Source organism: Ruegeria sp. YTSA075, from assembly GCF_059610245.1.
Genome location: NZ_JBXWNG010000008.1, coordinates 91,542 through 106,448 on the forward strand (window position 1 = coordinate 91,542; position 14,907 = coordinate 106,448).

Sequence of the window (14,907 nt, forward strand, 5' to 3'; positions counted from 1 at the left end):
AACTGGTGCCTTATCAGCGGTCAATCGCCGAACGAGAGTAGCTCTCCTGCCAGTGAATTTGCACCCGAATCGGTGATGCGTACCTCTCGCAGATCGCCAACTTCAATCCCGGGGGCCTTAACGTGGACCGAGTGCAGATATTCAGATTTACCAACCATTTGCCCTTCGAGACGACCGGTCTTTTCGAACAGAACGCGCACTGTGCGGCCCACCATCGAATCCTGAATCTCGCGCTGATGCTGGGTGATCAGGGCCTGCAGTCGCTGTAGGCGGTCATCTGCAGCATCCGGATCAACCTGCGCCCGTTCCGCGGCTGGTGTGCCCGGGCGGGTCGAATATTTGAACGAATAGGCATAGCCATATTTGACTTGCTCAACCAAATTCATCGTCGCCTGAAAATCCTCTTCGGTCTCTTCCGGGAAACCGACGATGAAATCGCCCGACATTACGATATCCGGGCGCGCCGCGCGGATACGTTCGATCAGTCGCAGGTAGCTTTCGGCGGTGTGGCTACGGTTCATCCGCTTGAGAATCCGGTCCGAGCCGGATTGCACAGGTAAATGCAGGTACGGCATCAGTTTGTCGCAGGTACCATGGGCCTCGATCAGGTCATCGGCCATGTCATTGGGATGCGATGTGGTGAACCGGATGCGTTCCAGCCCATCGACCTTGTTCAACTCCCAGATCAGAGAGGCCAAAGTCATGTCTCCGTTCGGACCCGCGCCGTGATAGGCGTTCACATTCTGGCCCAACAAGGTGATTTCGCGCACACCGCGTTCCACCAGATCCTGCGCTTCGCGGATGATCCGATCCGCCGGGCGGCTGACCTCGGCCCCACGCGTATAAGGCACAACGCAGAAAGCACAAAACTTGTCGCAGCCTTCCTGCACTGTCAAAAACGCAGTCGGGCCGCGCTTGGCCTTGGGGCGGTTCTTGAGCTTTTCGAACTTGTCCTCTTCGGGGAAATCCGTGTCCAGCGCTTTGGCCCCGGTACGGGTCTTGGCCTCCATTTCGGGCAGGCGGTGATAGCTTTGCGGGCCGACCACCAGATCGACCAACGGCTGGCGGCGCATGATTTCCTCGCCTTCAGCCTGTGCCACACATCCTGCAACACCGATCTTCAGATCGGGTTTCTCAGCCTTCAGCCCTTTGAAGCGTCCAAGTTCGGAATAGACCTTCTCGGCCGCCTTTTCCCGGATATGGCAGGTGTTCAGCAGAATCATATCCGCATCATCGGCTGACTTGGTTTCAACATAGCCCTGCCCGCCCAGTGCTTCGGCCATACGTTCACTGTCATAGACATTCATCTGACAGCCATAGGTCTTGATAAACAGCTTCTTGGGTTCGGACATGGGGCGGGCCTTTGCATTCGCTGGATCGGCGTCATCTATACGCTTCGAACGCCGCTTGCAATGTGGGCGCATTTACCTGAATTTGGCAGGACTTTCCAGCAGGCACAAATGAACGCGCGATGATCTACGATTCCTTGGACAGTTTCCTGAAATCCGGCCAAACCGCCTTGCCCAAGGGACCGGTCGCTCTGATCTTTGCCGAAGATGATGTCGAAGTTGAAAGCACGCTGCACCATCACTTGTCACTTGGATTTCAATCCGTCGTCGCATTCATGCCAGCCGAGTTCGACTTGAGCGAGGAGCTCAGCGCGCGGGTTCATCGGGTTACGTTCAATTGCGCGCCCAGATCGGTCGTATTCGACGCGTTGAACCACATCATCAAAGCGGCTCCAAGCGTCTGGATGTACTACTGCTACAACGCTGAATACCTGTTCTATCCGTTCTGCGAAACGCGCAGCATCGGTGAGATACTCGCCTTTCACACCGAGGAACGCCGCAGCGCGATGCTGTGCCATGTTGTCGACCTTTACGCCGATGATCTAGCCAAGTTCCCAACCGGTGTCGCACCGGACCATGCCATGCTCGACAGAACAGGTTACTACGCACATGCACGCCACGACACCTCAGGACGGCCCCTGGAACGCCAGTTGGATATGTCGGGTGGCCTGCGGTGGCGGTTCGAGGATCATATTCCCTACGACCGTCGCCGGATCGACAGGATCGCCCTGTTCAAAACGCAGGCCGATTTGCTTATTCAACCGGATCACACGTTCAACCTGCCGGAATACAACACCTATTCCTGCCCGTGGCATCACAACCTGACGGCTGCTATCTGTTCATTCCGCGCTGCCAAGGCACTGAAAAGCAATGCCGGGTCGACCTTTGACATCCCCAGTTTCCGCTGGAGCCATTCTGTGTCTTTCGAATGGCATTCTCGACAACTGATGGATTTAGGCCTGATCGAACCCGGCCAGTGGTTCTGAAGCTAGCGTTGCAGCAGAACAGGAAACCAATCCTCGCGCAGACGCTGACCCGGCACCATCTCATGCCCCGGAAACGGGGGAGAGGTCGGGCCGGGGCGTTCCACATACCGCGCATCATCACCGACCAACCGTAGCGAGAATGCCCGACGGCGGCTATCCGACTGGTTGCCCCGCGCGCCGTGCAAGGTGCGATAGTTAAACGCCACAGCATCCCCCGGCTCCATCTCGAACTCGACCACTTTCATACCTTCGGCATCCGGGTCGGGCACGGGGATGTATTGGCCTTCATCCGCAAAGAACCCCTCTTCCGAGACCCAGCGGGTCGGCAGCACCTCTTTCTCCCAGCGATGCGATCCGGCAACGCAACGCAGCGTGGCCTGTTTCACCGCATCCAGCGGTGACCAGAAGCTGATCGTTTGCTGCCCTTCGACAAAGTAATACGGCCCGTCCTGATGCCACGGCGTCGCCATCGAAGTTCCGGGTTCTTTGACCAGAACATGATCATGAAACATCTGCACAGTTTGCGACTGCATCAGATCAGCAGCCACAGCAGCAGCCGGAGAGGTCTTGATCACCTCCTGAAACTGGGGGATTCGGGTCCAGTTGCAATAATCATCGAAGAATAGGCCGGTTTGGCCTTCTTTCTTGTTTTCCGACGCATAAGGCCCCGGCGCGTCCATATTGGCTGCCACACCTTCGCGCAGCTGTTCGACGTGATCGGCAAACAGCCCTTTGACCAAGACAACGCCCTCACTCTGATAGGTGTCGATCATCTGCTGCGAAACAAGAGGGTGCGGCATGTCAATCTCCGTTCGGTTATCTTTGAATGCGTCCGTTAGAGACCACCCAGGTATTCTATTCAAATCATATCTTTCGAAGATATAATTAGCCTCATGTTATATATTTCACTGCGCCAGTATGAATATGTATGCGCGATCGCGCGGCAGGGCAGCCTATCTGCAGCCGCCCAGGCGCTAAATGTCTCGCAACCCGCGCTGTCCAACGCGCTGACCCGGGTCGAATCACATCTTGGATACCCACTGTTCGTTCGCAAGCGCGGGGCAGCCATGGTTTCAACCCCGCAGGGGCGCCGCTTTGTCGAACAGGCCGAAGGGTTGTTGAGTGCTGCTGCACAGGTTGAAAACCCTGGGTCCGTTCCGCAAGGTCTGGATCAGTTAACTGTCGGCTGCTTCGTCGATTTGGCCCCGTTCCACCTTGCACCCGCCCTGCGCTGTTTGCACGCGACGCTGCCAAATGTTTCGGTGACTTATGCGGTCGAAGATTTCCAGGGATTACTGGACAGCTTGATCGACGGTCAGATCGACCTCGCCATTACCTATGATCTGGGTATGGATGCCGGTTTTGTACGACAAAAACTGTTCGATAGCGTCCCGCAGGCATTGCTGTCGCCAAAACATCCGCTGGCTGGGGCACATCAGGTTACCCTGACCGAATTGGCGAACGAACCGCTGATCCTGTCAAGCGAAGGGCTGTCTGCACAACACATACTGGGCCTCTTTAGACGTCATGGGTTAAACCCAACAGTCAGACACCGGGCCGCCACGCTCGAGATTCAGCGCAGCCTCGCCGCACATGGTGAAGGGGTGGCCATCAGCTATGCCAGCCCAAAGAACGCACTGAGCTACGACAACAAGAGCCTTGCAAGCCTGCCCATCGCCGATAAGGACGTAGCCGAAGCCGTCGTGCTGGCGCGTCACGGCACTGGGCCTGTCGACGCAACAACGCAGGCTGCAGAACGCACTCTACTTGATCAAATGAAGGATCTATAGATCAGGTGGTTTTCTTGCGCAGACGGATCACCACATCAACCGATGCGATCTCGACTCCTTTGGGAGCCTCTGGCAGGCGCTGGATCACCAGTTCCTCGGACGGGGCATCGCTGAGCCGACCTTCATCTTCCCAGAAGAAGTGAGGGTGATCATGCGTATTGGTGTCGAAATAGCTTTTTGAACCGTCCACCGTGATCTCTTGCAGCACGCCTGCATCGCAGAACGCGCGCAAGGTGTTATAAACGGTCGCAAGCGACACAGAGTCGCCTTTGGTTTTGGCAGATTCAAACAGGCTTTCTGCTGTGACGTGGCGATGGCGGCCATCGCCGATCAACAGCTCGGCCAACACCACGCGCTGACGCGTTGGGCGCAGCCCAGCGCCTTCCAACCAATTGGTCGCTATTTTTCGGCTCTGAGGTGTCATGAATCCGATACCTGTTCTTGCTGCCTTATATATAGGGGTGCTCTTACCCGGATTTCAAATGAAATTCATTCGCAATCAGCCATGTGCCGCAACATCTTGCGGCCCGCGCTCTTGCAGGACCTTGCATACGGGTGCTAGGTGAGGCCAGATATAACGAACGGACCCAAGGCAGGAGAGGCGGCAGAATGGCCCAGTTCCCGAGCAGTTTTGACAAAGAAGATCTGCTAAAATGTGCTCGTGGCGAATTATTTGGCCCCGGCAATGCACAACTGCCTGCGCCACCCATGCTGATGATGGATCGCATCACCGAAGTGTCGGCGGATGGCGGGGCCCATGGCAAAGGCCACATTCTGGCTGAATTCGATATCACGCCCGACCTTTGGTTTTTTGACTGCCACTTTCCCGGAAACCCGATTATGCCCGGATGCCTAGGGCTGGATGGCTTGTGGCAATTGACAGGCTTTAATCTGGGCTGGCGCGGCTGGCAGGGGCGCGGCATGGCCGTGGGCGTGGGCGAGGTCAAGCTGACAGGTATGGTGCGCCCGGACCGTAAGATGTTGACCTACAAGATCGATTTCAAAAAGGCGATCCAGACCCGCCGCCTGACCATGGGCGTCGCAGATGGTATCGTCGAAGCGGACGGCGAAATGATTTACGACGTCAAAGACATGAAAGTTGTTCTGTCGGACGCCTAAGGCGGACCAGCCTGAGATAAGGAGCACGTACATGCGTCGAGTAGTTGTCACCGGTCTGGGGATCGTCTCCTCCATCGGGAACAATGCCCAAGAGGTTCTGGCCTCACTTAAGGCCGGTAAATCCGGTATCGAAGCCAATGAGCAAATGGTCGAACATGGCTTTCGCAGTCAGATCGCCGGGTCGCTGAAAATCGACGTGGCCGAGCATGTGGACAAGCGTACCCTGCGTTTCATGGGCCCCGGCGCAGCCTATGCCCATATCGCCATGAGCCAGGCGATTGCAGATTCCGGGTTGGGCGAAGACCAGGTGGTCAACCCGCGCACTGGCCTGGTGGCCGGTTCCGGCGGTCCGTCGACCAGCGCCATGCTGACGGCGCATCAGACAGTTCTGAAAACTGGTGCCACCAAGCGGATCGGGCCCTTTGCGGTTCCCAAATGCATGTGTTCGACGATTTCAGCCAACCTCGCGACCGCGTTCAAGATCAAGGGGATCAACTACTCGATCACCTCTGCCTGTTCGACCTCGCTGCACTGCATCGGCAACGCAGCGGAACAGATCATGCTGGGCAAGCAGGACGTCATGTTCGCAGGCGGCGGCGAAGAGCTGGATTGGACCCTGTCCTGCCTGTTCGACGCAATGGGTGCGATGTCATCGAAATACAATGACACGCCTGAAAAAGCCTCGCGCGCATTTGATGAAAACCGCGACGGGTTCGTAATTTCCGGCGGTGGTGGTATCGTCGTGTTGGAGGAGCTGGATCACGCCCTAGCCCGTGGTGCAAAAATCTATGCTGAAGTGACCGGCTATGCCGCCACCTCGGACGGCCATGATATGGTGGCCCCATCCGGCGAGGGCGGTGAACGCGCGATGCGTCTCGCTCTGGCGACCGTCCCAGAAGGTCGCAAAGTCGGTTACATCAACGCTCACGGCACCTCGACCCCAGTCGGGGACGTGGGTGAGGTCGAAGCCGTGCGCCGCATCTTTGGCGAAGGCAATGTGCCACCAATCTCATCGACCAAATCGATGACCGGCCATGCGCAGGGGGCTGCAGGCGCGCTTGAGGCGATCTTCTGCCTGCTGATGCTGGACAATGATTTCATTACGCCGTCGATCAATGTCGACACATTAGCCGAAGGCATTCTGCCCGGTGAAATTGCAACAGAAACAGTTGAAAACGCAGGACTGGACAGTGTCATGACCAACAGCTTCGGCTTTGGCGGCACCAACGGATCCATGGTTCTGTCGAAATATAACGGGTGAATGTGATGTCGGATCTTCTAAAGGGAAAACGCGGCCTGATCATGGGCGTCGCCAATGATCGCTCGATTGCGTGGGGCATTGCCAAAGCCATGCACGAAGCAGGCGCGGAACTGGCATTCACCTATCAGGGCGAGGCATTCGGCAAGCGGTTGGAACCGCTGGCCCAAAGCCTTGGCAGCGATTTCATGGTGGATGCGGATGTCACCGATGACGAGTCTTTGGATCGTGCGTTCGGAGAGTTGGCCGAGCGCTGGCCAACCATCGATTTCGTGGTCCACGCCATTGCCTATTCGGACAAATCCGAACTGACGGGCCGGTTCCTGAACACCACGCGGGCCAACTTCAAACACTCGATGGATGTCTCTGCATATTCCTTCATCGAAGTCGCGCGCCGCGCCTATCCGATGATGAAGGACAATGGCGGCTCGCTGTTGACACTGACCTATCAGGGCTCAAACCGCGTTGTCCCGAACTACAACGTGATGGGTGTTGCCAAGGCTGCACTGGAGTCTGCGACCCGCTATCTGGCCAATGATCTGGGCCCCGAAGGTATCCGCGTAAACGCCATTTCACCCGGCCCGATGAAAACGCTGGCAGGCGCGGCCATCGGCGGTGCGCGCAAGACCTATAAGTTCTGCGACCAAAATGCCCCTATGCGTTCGAACGCGACGCTTGAGGCGGTCGGCGGAACAGCGGTATACCTGACATCGGATGCAGGCGCCTGCACATCGGGCGAAATCATCCGTGTGGATGGCGGTTTTCACGTGCTCGGAATGCCACAACCCGATTTCATGTGACCATATCTTTCCCTGACGCCGCCCAGATTTAACCATCTTTCAGCGTCAGGGTTTGCGATATGAGTAAACTTGACCAGATCATCGCAAGCAATGCCCGCACGGCCCGGCGCAAATCCGGCTTTCTGAGCCAGCGCGCCCGTATCCTGCTTTTGACCCTGACCACGTTGCTGGTGCTATTTGTGTTCTTCACACAACCTCCAGTGCGCAGCGCCATCGAAGCGTTGATCGGATAAGGGCAAAGCCGGGTTCATTGCGTTCAAGAACAGCGCAGGCCCGTGCAGGTCCTGCGATGGTACTGCGTAGATTTCAACCGTTCTGACTGAAACACTCGGATCGATCTTCAATTACACTAGTTGATTGAGGCAACCTCAATCTCGAAAATCAAATCCTGACCAGCCAGCGGGTGATTGGCGTCCAGCGTTACGGTCGCGTCATTTGCGTCAACAATCGTGACCGGCAAAGCCTGACCATCCGGTGTCTGCATTTGCAATTGTGTCCCGGGGTCCTGCGGGATGTCATCCGGAATACCCTCGCGCGGTATTTCCTGGCGCATGGCAGGGTTGATCGGCCCATAGGCATCAACGCAGGCAATCTCGACCCGTTTCTTATCGCCCACGGCAAGGCCGGGCATCGCGCTATCAAGCCCCGGGATGATCTGCCCGGACCCCACAACAAACTCCAGCGGATCGCGCCCGTCCGAGCTGTCGAAGACAGTACCGTCCAGCAGCGTACCGGTATAGTGGATGCGAACCCTGTCGCCTTGTTTGATGTCTGTCATTTGGGGCCTCCGGGCCGATAAGTGTGTGAACCGCCAACCCTAGGGGCCTACACAATGATGTAAACCCTTCGCCCTTTCATGCCCTGCCCTCTTATGCCAACTTGCGCAGAAATGTCGGAGGCGTAGATGACAATCACAACCTGTATTTTTGATGCCTATGGCACATTGTTCGACGTCGCCGCCGCCGCCCGTCAGGCCGCGTCCGAGCCAGGCTTTGAGGCGCTGCGCGACACCTGGCCCGAGGTCGCGGGACATTGGCGTTTGAAGCAGCTCCAATACACCTGGCTTCGGGCCGTCGCCGATGCGCATGCCGATTTCTGGGATATCACGCAGGATGGTCTGGATTGGGCGCTAGAGGCCGCCGGGCTGCAAGGGGACGCCAAGCTGCGCCAACGCCTGCTGGATCTGTATTGGGAGCTACAGGCCTACCCCGAGGTTCCGGACATGTTGAAGGCCTTAAAAGACGGCGGACTGCAAACCGCGATCCTTTCCAACGGATCTCCGCCAATGCTGGACGGGGCTGTTGAATCTGCCGGGATTGGCGACCTGCTGGATGATGTTCTGTCCGTCGAAAGCGTTGGTGTCTTCAAGCCACATGTTCGGGTCTATGATTTGGTGCAGCAACGGTTCGGCTGCGCCCGAGAAGAAGTGTTATTCGTCAGCTCGAATGGTTGGGATGCCGCTGGCGCCAGTGGTTATGGCTTTGTCACCGCATGGGTAAACCGCGCAAACGAGCCGATGGATCGTCTGCCTTGGACACCGGCGCATGTGCTGGCGGACCTGACCACGATCCCTGATCTGGCGGGGGTTTGATGCCTGATTTTCGAACATCAGACGGCAGACGTCTGTATTTCCAACAATCCGGCTCTGGTGATCCTTTACTGTGTCTGTCGGGTTTGACACGCAACAGTGGTGATTTCTCGTTTGTTCAGCCCCACCTGAATGGCATGCACCTCATCATGATGGATTACCGCGGACGCGGGCGATCAGACCATGATCCAGACTACATGAACTACAACATCTTCCGTGAATCACTGGACGCGATTGACCTGTTGGATCATTTGAACTTGCCCAGAACAGCAATCCTGGGCACATCGCGTGGCGGATTAATCGCCATGGCCCTTGCCGCCAGCCACCCCGAACGGCTGACCCAAGTGATCCTGAATGATGTTGGGCCCGTGATCGAACCGGCAGGCATCGCCAAGATCATGGATTATGTTGGCAAAGAACCCGCCTCAAAAACCTATGAACAGGCGGCACATGCGCTGAAATCAGGGATGGCAACACAGTTCCCTGATGTTCCATATGACAGATGGCTGGCACAGGCTAAGGTTCAGTACAATGCCACAGCTGACGGTTTGACACTGCGCTATGACCCTGCCCTGCGCACCGCGTTGCTGGAACAGGCTGCAACCGGAGCGATCCCCGATATGTGGATGTTCTTCGAAGCGCTAAACGGTATCCCAACCGGCGTGTTGCGCGGTGCAAACTCGGATGTTCTAAGTGCGGAAACCCTGGCTGAGATGCACCGACGCCATCCCGGTTTGACCTCAACCGAAGTTCCGAACCGGGGGCATGTTCCGTTTCTGGACGAACCTGAATCTTTGGCCCTCATACACAAGGTATTGAGCAAAACATGAGCAGTATTGAACTGATCGAAGCCGCCGCAGACCGATTGCTCGGGCATGTAAGGGAAACGCCCGTTCTAACCTCACCCTTTCTGGATGACATCGCGGGCCGTCGCGTTTTGGTTAAACCCGAATGTCTACAACATACCGGCAGTTTTAAGTTTCGCGGCGCATGGTCGGCGATATCTGTGCTGAACCCCGAGCAGCGACAGCGTGGTGTCATCGCCTATTCCTCGGGCAATCATGCGCAGGGCATCGCAATGGCGGCCTCGAAACATGGCGTTGCGTCGGTGATCGTGATGCCGTCGGATGCTCCACAATTGAAGATCGACAACACGCGCGCTTTGGGTGGCGAAGTGGTCCTCTATGATCGGTCCAGCGAAAGCCGTGAGGAGATTGGCGAGACTTTGGCCGCTGAACGAGGCCTGACCCTTATCCGGCCCTATGATGAACCTCAGGTTATTGCCGGCCAGGGTACAGTTGGCCTTGAACTCGCGCGACAGGTCGAAGCGTTCGGTGTTGAAAAGGCAGATGTTCTGGTATGCTGCGGAGGTGGTGGGTTGACCTCGGGTATCGCTCTGGCATTGGAAAAACACGCACCCGGCCTGCGCGCCCGACCGTGCGAGCCGGACGGGTTTGACGATGTCAAACGCTCATTGGCCAGCGGTCGGATACAGAACAACACCGCCTCGTCCGGCAACATCTGCGATGCGATCCTCACCCCGCAACCGGGCGAGATCACCTTTCCCATTCTCCAACGGCTCTGCGGACCGGGCCTTTCGGTAACCGAGGATGAGGCGCTTGAGGCCGTGGCTTTGGCATTTCTGCGCCTGAAAATCGTATTGGAACCCGGTGGTGCCGTTGCGCTGGCCTCGGCCCTGTTCCGCAAGGATGAGATTGAAGGTGACGATGTGGTGGTGGTTGCATCCGGCGGCAATGCCGATCCGAATGTGTTTGCCAAAGCATTGGAGCGGTTAAACGCATAGTGGTCAGATTGAATAAAGCGCGTGTTACGACCCAAAGGACCTTAAGATGCCTCACGTGACGATCGGGAAAGTGGACCTGAACTACAGGATTGATGGCTCGCCAAATGGCGCACCCATCGTGTTTGCCAATTCACTGGGCACCGACCTGCATCTATGGGATGGCGTGATTCCACATCTGCCCGAAGGGCTGCGGATCATCCGATTTGACAAACGTGGCCATGGTCGATCCTCGGTTCCACCTGCTCCCTATTCAATGGGATCGCTGATCCGAGATACCGAGGCACTGTTGGATCATCTTGCAGTGCGCGATTGCGTGTTCGTGGGTCTGTCCATCGGCGGTATGATTGCCCAGGGCCTAGCTGTTAAGCGTCTGGATCAGGTGCGGGCTTTGGTCCTTTCCAACACGGCCGCCAAGATCGGCATCCCCTCGATCTGGCAGGATCGGATGCAGGCTGTTCGCGATGGCGGGATCGAAGCCTTGGCCGATGCCACGATGGAACGCTGGTTCTCGCGTGAGTTTCGAGCCGCACAAAACCACCTGCCCTGGCGCGAGATGATGGTGCGGCAGCCAATTGAAGGGTATCTGGGATGCTGTGCCGCTATCGCCGGCACGGATTTCTATACCCCAACGTCAGGTCTGCGGCTGCCCACACTGGGCATCGCTGGCAGCGAAGACGGCTCGACCCCACCGGACCTTGTGCGCGAAACGGTCGAGTTGATCCCCGGCGCGCAGTTCAAATTGATACGAAAGGCCGGCCATTTGCCTTGTGTTGAAAGACCCGAGGAGTTTGCCGCTATACTAAACGCGTTTTTGAAAGATATTGGACATATTTAAGGGAGCCTTTGGATGGCTGATTTCCTTCTGATTCACGGTTCTTGCCACGGCGCCTGGTGTTGGCGCGACATGATCCCCGCGCTGGAAAGCCTTGGTCATTCCGCCCGCGCCATCGACATGCCCAGCCACGGCGCAGACCCTACGCCGATTGCCGAGGTTACCCTTGATGGCTGCCGGGACGCCATCCTTGCCGCATCAACACCAAATACGATTATCGTAGGACATTCCTGGGGTGGTTATCCAATCAGCGCTGCCGCCGAAGCACAACCAACAGCCATGCGCGCCCTGGTCTATCTGAGCGCATATGTACCGCATGACGGGCTGTCGATGGTCGAAATGCGTCGTCTTGGACCAAGCCAGACAATTGCTAATGCCGTCGAAAAGTCCGCTGATGGGTTGTCCTACACTGTGCGACCGGAGCATGTGAAAGACCTGTTCTACCATGATTGCCCGCCTGAGATTACGCCGTTCGCCTTCGCACGCCTCTGTCCGCAGGCCATCCGTCCGCAAGATACACCTCTATACCTTGGCGAACGCTACCAGCGCGTCCCGCGCGCATACATCGCCACCAGCGATGACCACACTGTCCCATACGCATATCAAAAAAAGATGAGCGACGGGATCCGCCCGGATTTGTGCAGGGTGATTGATAGCGGGCATTCATCGTTCTTTTCGCAACCGAATCAACTGGCCAATGTATTGTCCGACCTTGAAGAACGGCTTTGATCAGGTGAATGTCTTGCGACCTTACGTTTAGGTAAAAGGCCCCTTTCTTAAAGAGTGGACCCCGCCTAGGGTGCCGGGAACAAAACTCTGAGACGGTTCTGATGCGCCTGCCCTTTGCCTTTGTTCTATCTACCGTGATGATCGATGCGATGGGGATCGGCCTGGTGATGCCGATCATGCCGCAGCTGATTGTCGAGGTTCAGGGCGGAACACTTGCAAGTGCGGCGATTTGGGGTGGTATCCTCAGCACTGCGTTTGCTGCGATGCAGTTTGTCTTTGGGCCTATCCTGGGCAATCTGTCGGATGCCTATGGGCGGCGCGTTGTTCTGCTGGTGTCCCTATTTGTCATGGCCCTGGACTACGTGGTGATGGCACTGGCGGGTAGCATCTGGCTGCTGCTGATTGGCCGCATTGTCGGGGGTATCACGGCGGCCACCCATTCGACGGCGGCGGCATTTATGGCCGATGTCTCGAAGCCAGAGGATAAAGCTGCAAATTTCGGACTCGTTGGCGCAGCCTTTGGCGTGGGCTTTGTTCTGGGCCCGGTGATGGGCGGTTTGCTGAGTGAATATGGTACGCGCGCGCCGTTTTGGGCGGCCGCAGGACTTTCGGCCCTGATCTTCGCCATTGGCTTGTTTGTGATGCCGGAAACCGTGACCGACAAGACCCGGCGTACATTCAGCCTGAAACGCGCCAACCCGGTCAGTTCGCTGACCGCGATTGCAGCGCTGCCCGGTATCCGGCCCCTACTATGGGTCTATTTCCTGTATTCGGTCTCAATCTATGTGTACCCCGCGATCTGGTCCTATTTTACGACCGAGCGTTTCGGCTGGTCGCCGCAGATGATCGGCCTGTCGCTGGGTGTCTATGGAATTGGCATGACCGCTGTTCAGGGCGGGCTGATCCGCCCTGCCACGCGGTATCTGGGTGAACGTGTCACCATCCTCTACGGTATGGCCTTCGAGATTGTTAGCTTCCTGTTTCTGGCCTTTCTGACCAATGGCCTGATCGCTTTGATGTTGATCCCGATGACTGCACTGGGCGCGGTCATCACACCAGCGTTACAAGCGATGATGTCGCGCGCCGCACCGGATTCGCAGCAAGGAGAGCTTCAGGGCGTGCTGGCATCGCTACATGCTTTGTCGATGGTCATATCGCCCTTGTTGATGACCAGCGTTTTTGCCCGCTTCATTCGACCGGACACGGCGATCTATCTGCCGGGCGCGCCTTTCCTGCTGGCTCTGGTCCTCATGCTAGTCGGCGTGCTTCTGTTTCTTCGGGCACGCCCCATCACGGTGTAACAACGACATCAATCTGACGATTTCCAGCTTGCAGCGCGCATGTTCCCACGCCACCGTGGCCCAAACCACCGCAACGCCGGAGCCCACAGAATGAAGCTGCAAGACCTGGATATCATCGTCACGGCGCCCCCGGCCCCCGGTTGGGGTGGGCGCTACTGGATATTGGTGAAACTCACCACCGACACAGGTATCACGGGCTGGGGAGAATGCTATGCCTCAACCGTAAGCCCCGAGGCCATGACCCATGTGATCCGCGATGTGTTTGAGCGACATATGCAGGGTGAAAATCCCGAAAACATCGAACGGATGTTCCGACGCGCCTATTCCAGCGGATTTACACAACGCCCGGACCTGACGGTCATGGGGGCCTTTTCGGGGCTTGAAATCGCGTGCTGGGACATTTTGGGGAAAGATCGCGACCGGCCCGTTTATGCCCTGCTGGGCGGCAAGATGAATGAACGCATCAGGTCTTACACCTACCTCTACCCTCTACCCCAGCACAATCTGAACGATTTCTGGACTGCGCCGGATCAGGCCGGCGAATGCGCCGCAGAAATGGTTCGGCAAGGCTATACGGCGGTCAAATTCGATCCGGCTGGTCCCTATACGATCCGGGGCGGGCATATGCCAGCGATGTCCGATATCTCGATGTCTGTGGCCTTCTGCAAAGCCATCCGCGAAGCTGTAGGGGACAAGGCTGATCTGCTGTTCGGCACCCATGGTCAATTCAACACCGCTGGCGCTATTCGGCTGGGCCAGGCGCTGGAGCCGTATTCACCGCTTTGGTTCGAAGAACCCACCCCACCTGACAATATCGAAGACATGGCCCGCGTCGCGCGCAACGTCCGCATCCCCGTCGCCACCGGAGAGCGCTTGACCACCAAAGCCGAGTTCGGTGCGGTCCTGCGCGCGGGTGCAGCAGAAATCCTGCAACCCGCACTGGGTCGCGCCGGGGGCATTTGGGAAATGAAGAAGGTCGCGGCCATGGCCGAGGTTTTTAATGCGCAGATGGCCCCCCATCTTTATGCGGGTCCGGTGGAATGGGCCGCCAATATCCATCTGGCGGCTTCAATCCCTAACCTGCTGTTGTTGGAATCCATCGAGACCCCGTTCCATGATCAACTGATCAAAGGCTCGATCCGGGTTGAGGATGGCTTTGTCACGCCACCCACCGCGCCGGGCCTTGGGATTGAGGTAGACGAAGATCTGGCGCGCGCATATCCCTACACCGGAGACGGGCTGCATCTGCAAATGCAGGAAGAGCCTTGCGACTACATCAACGGAAATGCCTTTCAGGGCGGCGCACCGGCGACCGAGGGGTGACAAGCCCGCGTGGGTTAGGGCATATTGC

Annotated in this window: 17 protein-coding genes; 13 read left to right on the top strand and 4 right to left on the bottom strand. The window is 57.3% G+C overall.

Going from position 1 to position 14,907, the window contains the following annotated elements; translation table 11 throughout:
- Positions 1–20 precede the first annotated feature (20 nt).
- Entirely contained in the window at positions 21–1,352 is a 1,332-nt protein-coding gene (miaB, locus tag AC2FGE_RS14955) for a tRNA (N6-isopentenyl adenosine(37)-C2)-methylthiotransferase MiaB (protein ID WP_496820013.1), read from the bottom strand.
- Positions 1,353–1,471: 119 nt separating this feature from the next.
- Here miaB and AC2FGE_RS14960 point away from each other — a divergent pair, with 119 nt between their 5' ends.
- On the top strand, positions 1,472–2,335 hold the full coding sequence (locus tag AC2FGE_RS14960; protein WP_496820014.1) for a hypothetical protein: 864 nt from the start codon (positions 1,472–1,474) through the stop codon (positions 2,333–2,335).
- Between the two features lie 2 nt (positions 2,336–2,337).
- Here AC2FGE_RS14960 and AC2FGE_RS14965 read toward each other — a convergent pair whose 3' ends face one another.
- Positions 2,338–3,135, bottom strand: a complete 798-nt coding sequence (locus AC2FGE_RS14965) for a phytanoyl-CoA dioxygenase family protein (protein ID WP_496820015.1) — start codon at positions 3,133–3,135, stop codon at positions 2,338–2,340.
- Positions 3,136–3,228: 93 nt separating this feature from the next.
- Here AC2FGE_RS14965 and AC2FGE_RS14970 point away from each other — a divergent pair, with 93 nt between their 5' ends.
- The gene (locus AC2FGE_RS14970) at positions 3,229–4,125 is read left to right on the top strand and encodes a LysR family transcriptional regulator (protein WP_496820016.1); all 897 of its coding nucleotides are present in this window, start codon (positions 3,229–3,231) and stop codon (positions 4,123–4,125) included.
- A gap of 1 nt (position 4,126) precedes the next feature.
- On the opposite strand, the gene irrA is transcribed toward AC2FGE_RS14970, so the two are convergent.
- Positions 4,127–4,549, bottom strand: coding sequence for an iron response transcriptional regulator IrrA (gene irrA / locus AC2FGE_RS14975; RefSeq protein ID WP_496820017.1), 423 nt, complete (start codon positions 4,547–4,549; stop codon positions 4,127–4,129).
- 185 nt (positions 4,550–4,734) lie between these two features.
- Between irrA and fabA the strand changes: the two genes are divergently transcribed.
- Genes fabA through AC2FGE_RS14995 form a run of 4 tightly spaced genes read left to right on the top strand, consistent with a single transcriptional unit; the run spans position 4,735 to position 7,535 of the window.
- Positions 4,735–5,244, top strand: a complete 510-nt coding sequence (gene fabA / locus AC2FGE_RS14980; protein ID WP_496820018.1) for a bifunctional 3-hydroxydecanoyl-ACP dehydratase/trans-2-decenoyl-ACP isomerase — start codon at positions 4,735–4,737, stop codon at positions 5,242–5,244.
- Positions 5,245–5,275: 31 nt separating this feature from the next.
- Entirely contained in the window at positions 5,276–6,505 is a 1,230-nt protein-coding gene (gene fabB / locus AC2FGE_RS14985) for a beta-ketoacyl-ACP synthase I (RefSeq protein WP_496820019.1), read from the top strand.
- A gap of 5 nt (positions 6,506–6,510) precedes the next feature.
- Positions 6,511–7,302, top strand: coding sequence for an enoyl-ACP reductase FabI (locus AC2FGE_RS14990; protein WP_496820021.1), 792 nt, complete (start codon positions 6,511–6,513; stop codon positions 7,300–7,302).
- Positions 7,303–7,361: 59 nt separating this feature from the next.
- Positions 7,362–7,535: a hypothetical protein gene (locus AC2FGE_RS14995; protein WP_170531201.1), complete on the top strand. Its 174-nt coding sequence runs from the start codon at positions 7,362–7,364 to the stop codon at positions 7,533–7,535.
- Positions 7,536–7,651: 116 nt separating this feature from the next.
- On the opposite strand, the gene AC2FGE_RS15000 is transcribed toward AC2FGE_RS14995, so the two are convergent.
- Positions 7,652–8,080 (bottom strand): FKBP-type peptidyl-prolyl cis-trans isomerase, encoded by a 429-nt coding sequence (locus tag AC2FGE_RS15000; protein ID WP_496820022.1) that lies wholly within the window; start codon positions 8,078–8,080, stop codon positions 7,652–7,654.
- A 126-nt stretch (positions 8,081–8,206) separates the two neighbouring features.
- Here AC2FGE_RS15000 and AC2FGE_RS15005 point away from each other — a divergent pair, with 126 nt between their 5' ends.
- The 7 genes from AC2FGE_RS15005 (at position 8,207) to AC2FGE_RS15035 (ending at position 14,879) form a co-directional block, all read left to right on the top strand.
- A complete protein-coding gene (locus tag AC2FGE_RS15005; protein ID WP_496820023.1) occupies positions 8,207–8,893 on the top strand; it encodes a haloacid dehalogenase type II in 687 nt (228 codons plus the stop codon).
- Positions 8,893–9,720 carry an alpha/beta fold hydrolase gene (locus tag AC2FGE_RS15010; protein WP_496820024.1) on the top strand — a complete coding sequence of 276 codons (828 nt, stop codon included), beginning with the start codon at positions 8,893–8,895 and terminating at the stop codon, positions 9,718–9,720. Before AC2FGE_RS15005 ends, AC2FGE_RS15010 begins: the two co-directional genes overlap by 1 nt.
- Positions 9,717–10,694 carry a threonine ammonia-lyase gene (locus tag AC2FGE_RS15015; RefSeq protein ID WP_496820025.1) on the top strand — a complete coding sequence of 326 codons (978 nt, stop codon included), beginning with the start codon at positions 9,717–9,719 and terminating at the stop codon, positions 10,692–10,694. Before AC2FGE_RS15010 ends, AC2FGE_RS15015 begins: the two co-directional genes overlap by 4 nt.
- A gap of 46 nt (positions 10,695–10,740) precedes the next feature.
- Positions 10,741–11,529 (top strand): 3-oxoadipate enol-lactonase, encoded by a 789-nt coding sequence (gene pcaD, locus AC2FGE_RS15020; protein WP_496820026.1) that lies wholly within the window; start codon positions 10,741–10,743, stop codon positions 11,527–11,529.
- A 12-nt stretch (positions 11,530–11,541) separates the two neighbouring features.
- A complete protein-coding gene (locus AC2FGE_RS15025; protein ID WP_496820027.1) occupies positions 11,542–12,255 on the top strand; it encodes an alpha/beta fold hydrolase in 714 nt (237 codons plus the stop codon).
- A gap of 101 nt (positions 12,256–12,356) precedes the next feature.
- Complete coding sequence (locus AC2FGE_RS15030; RefSeq protein WP_496820028.1) at positions 12,357–13,556, top strand: TCR/Tet family MFS transporter; 1,200 nt, start codon at positions 12,357–12,359, stop codon at positions 13,554–13,556.
- A 90-nt stretch (positions 13,557–13,646) separates the two neighbouring features.
- Positions 13,647–14,879 carry a mandelate racemase/muconate lactonizing enzyme family protein gene (locus AC2FGE_RS15035; RefSeq protein WP_496820030.1) on the top strand — a complete coding sequence of 411 codons (1,233 nt, stop codon included), beginning with the start codon at positions 13,647–13,649 and terminating at the stop codon, positions 14,877–14,879.
- The last annotated feature ends 28 nt before the right edge of the window (positions 14,880–14,907 follow it).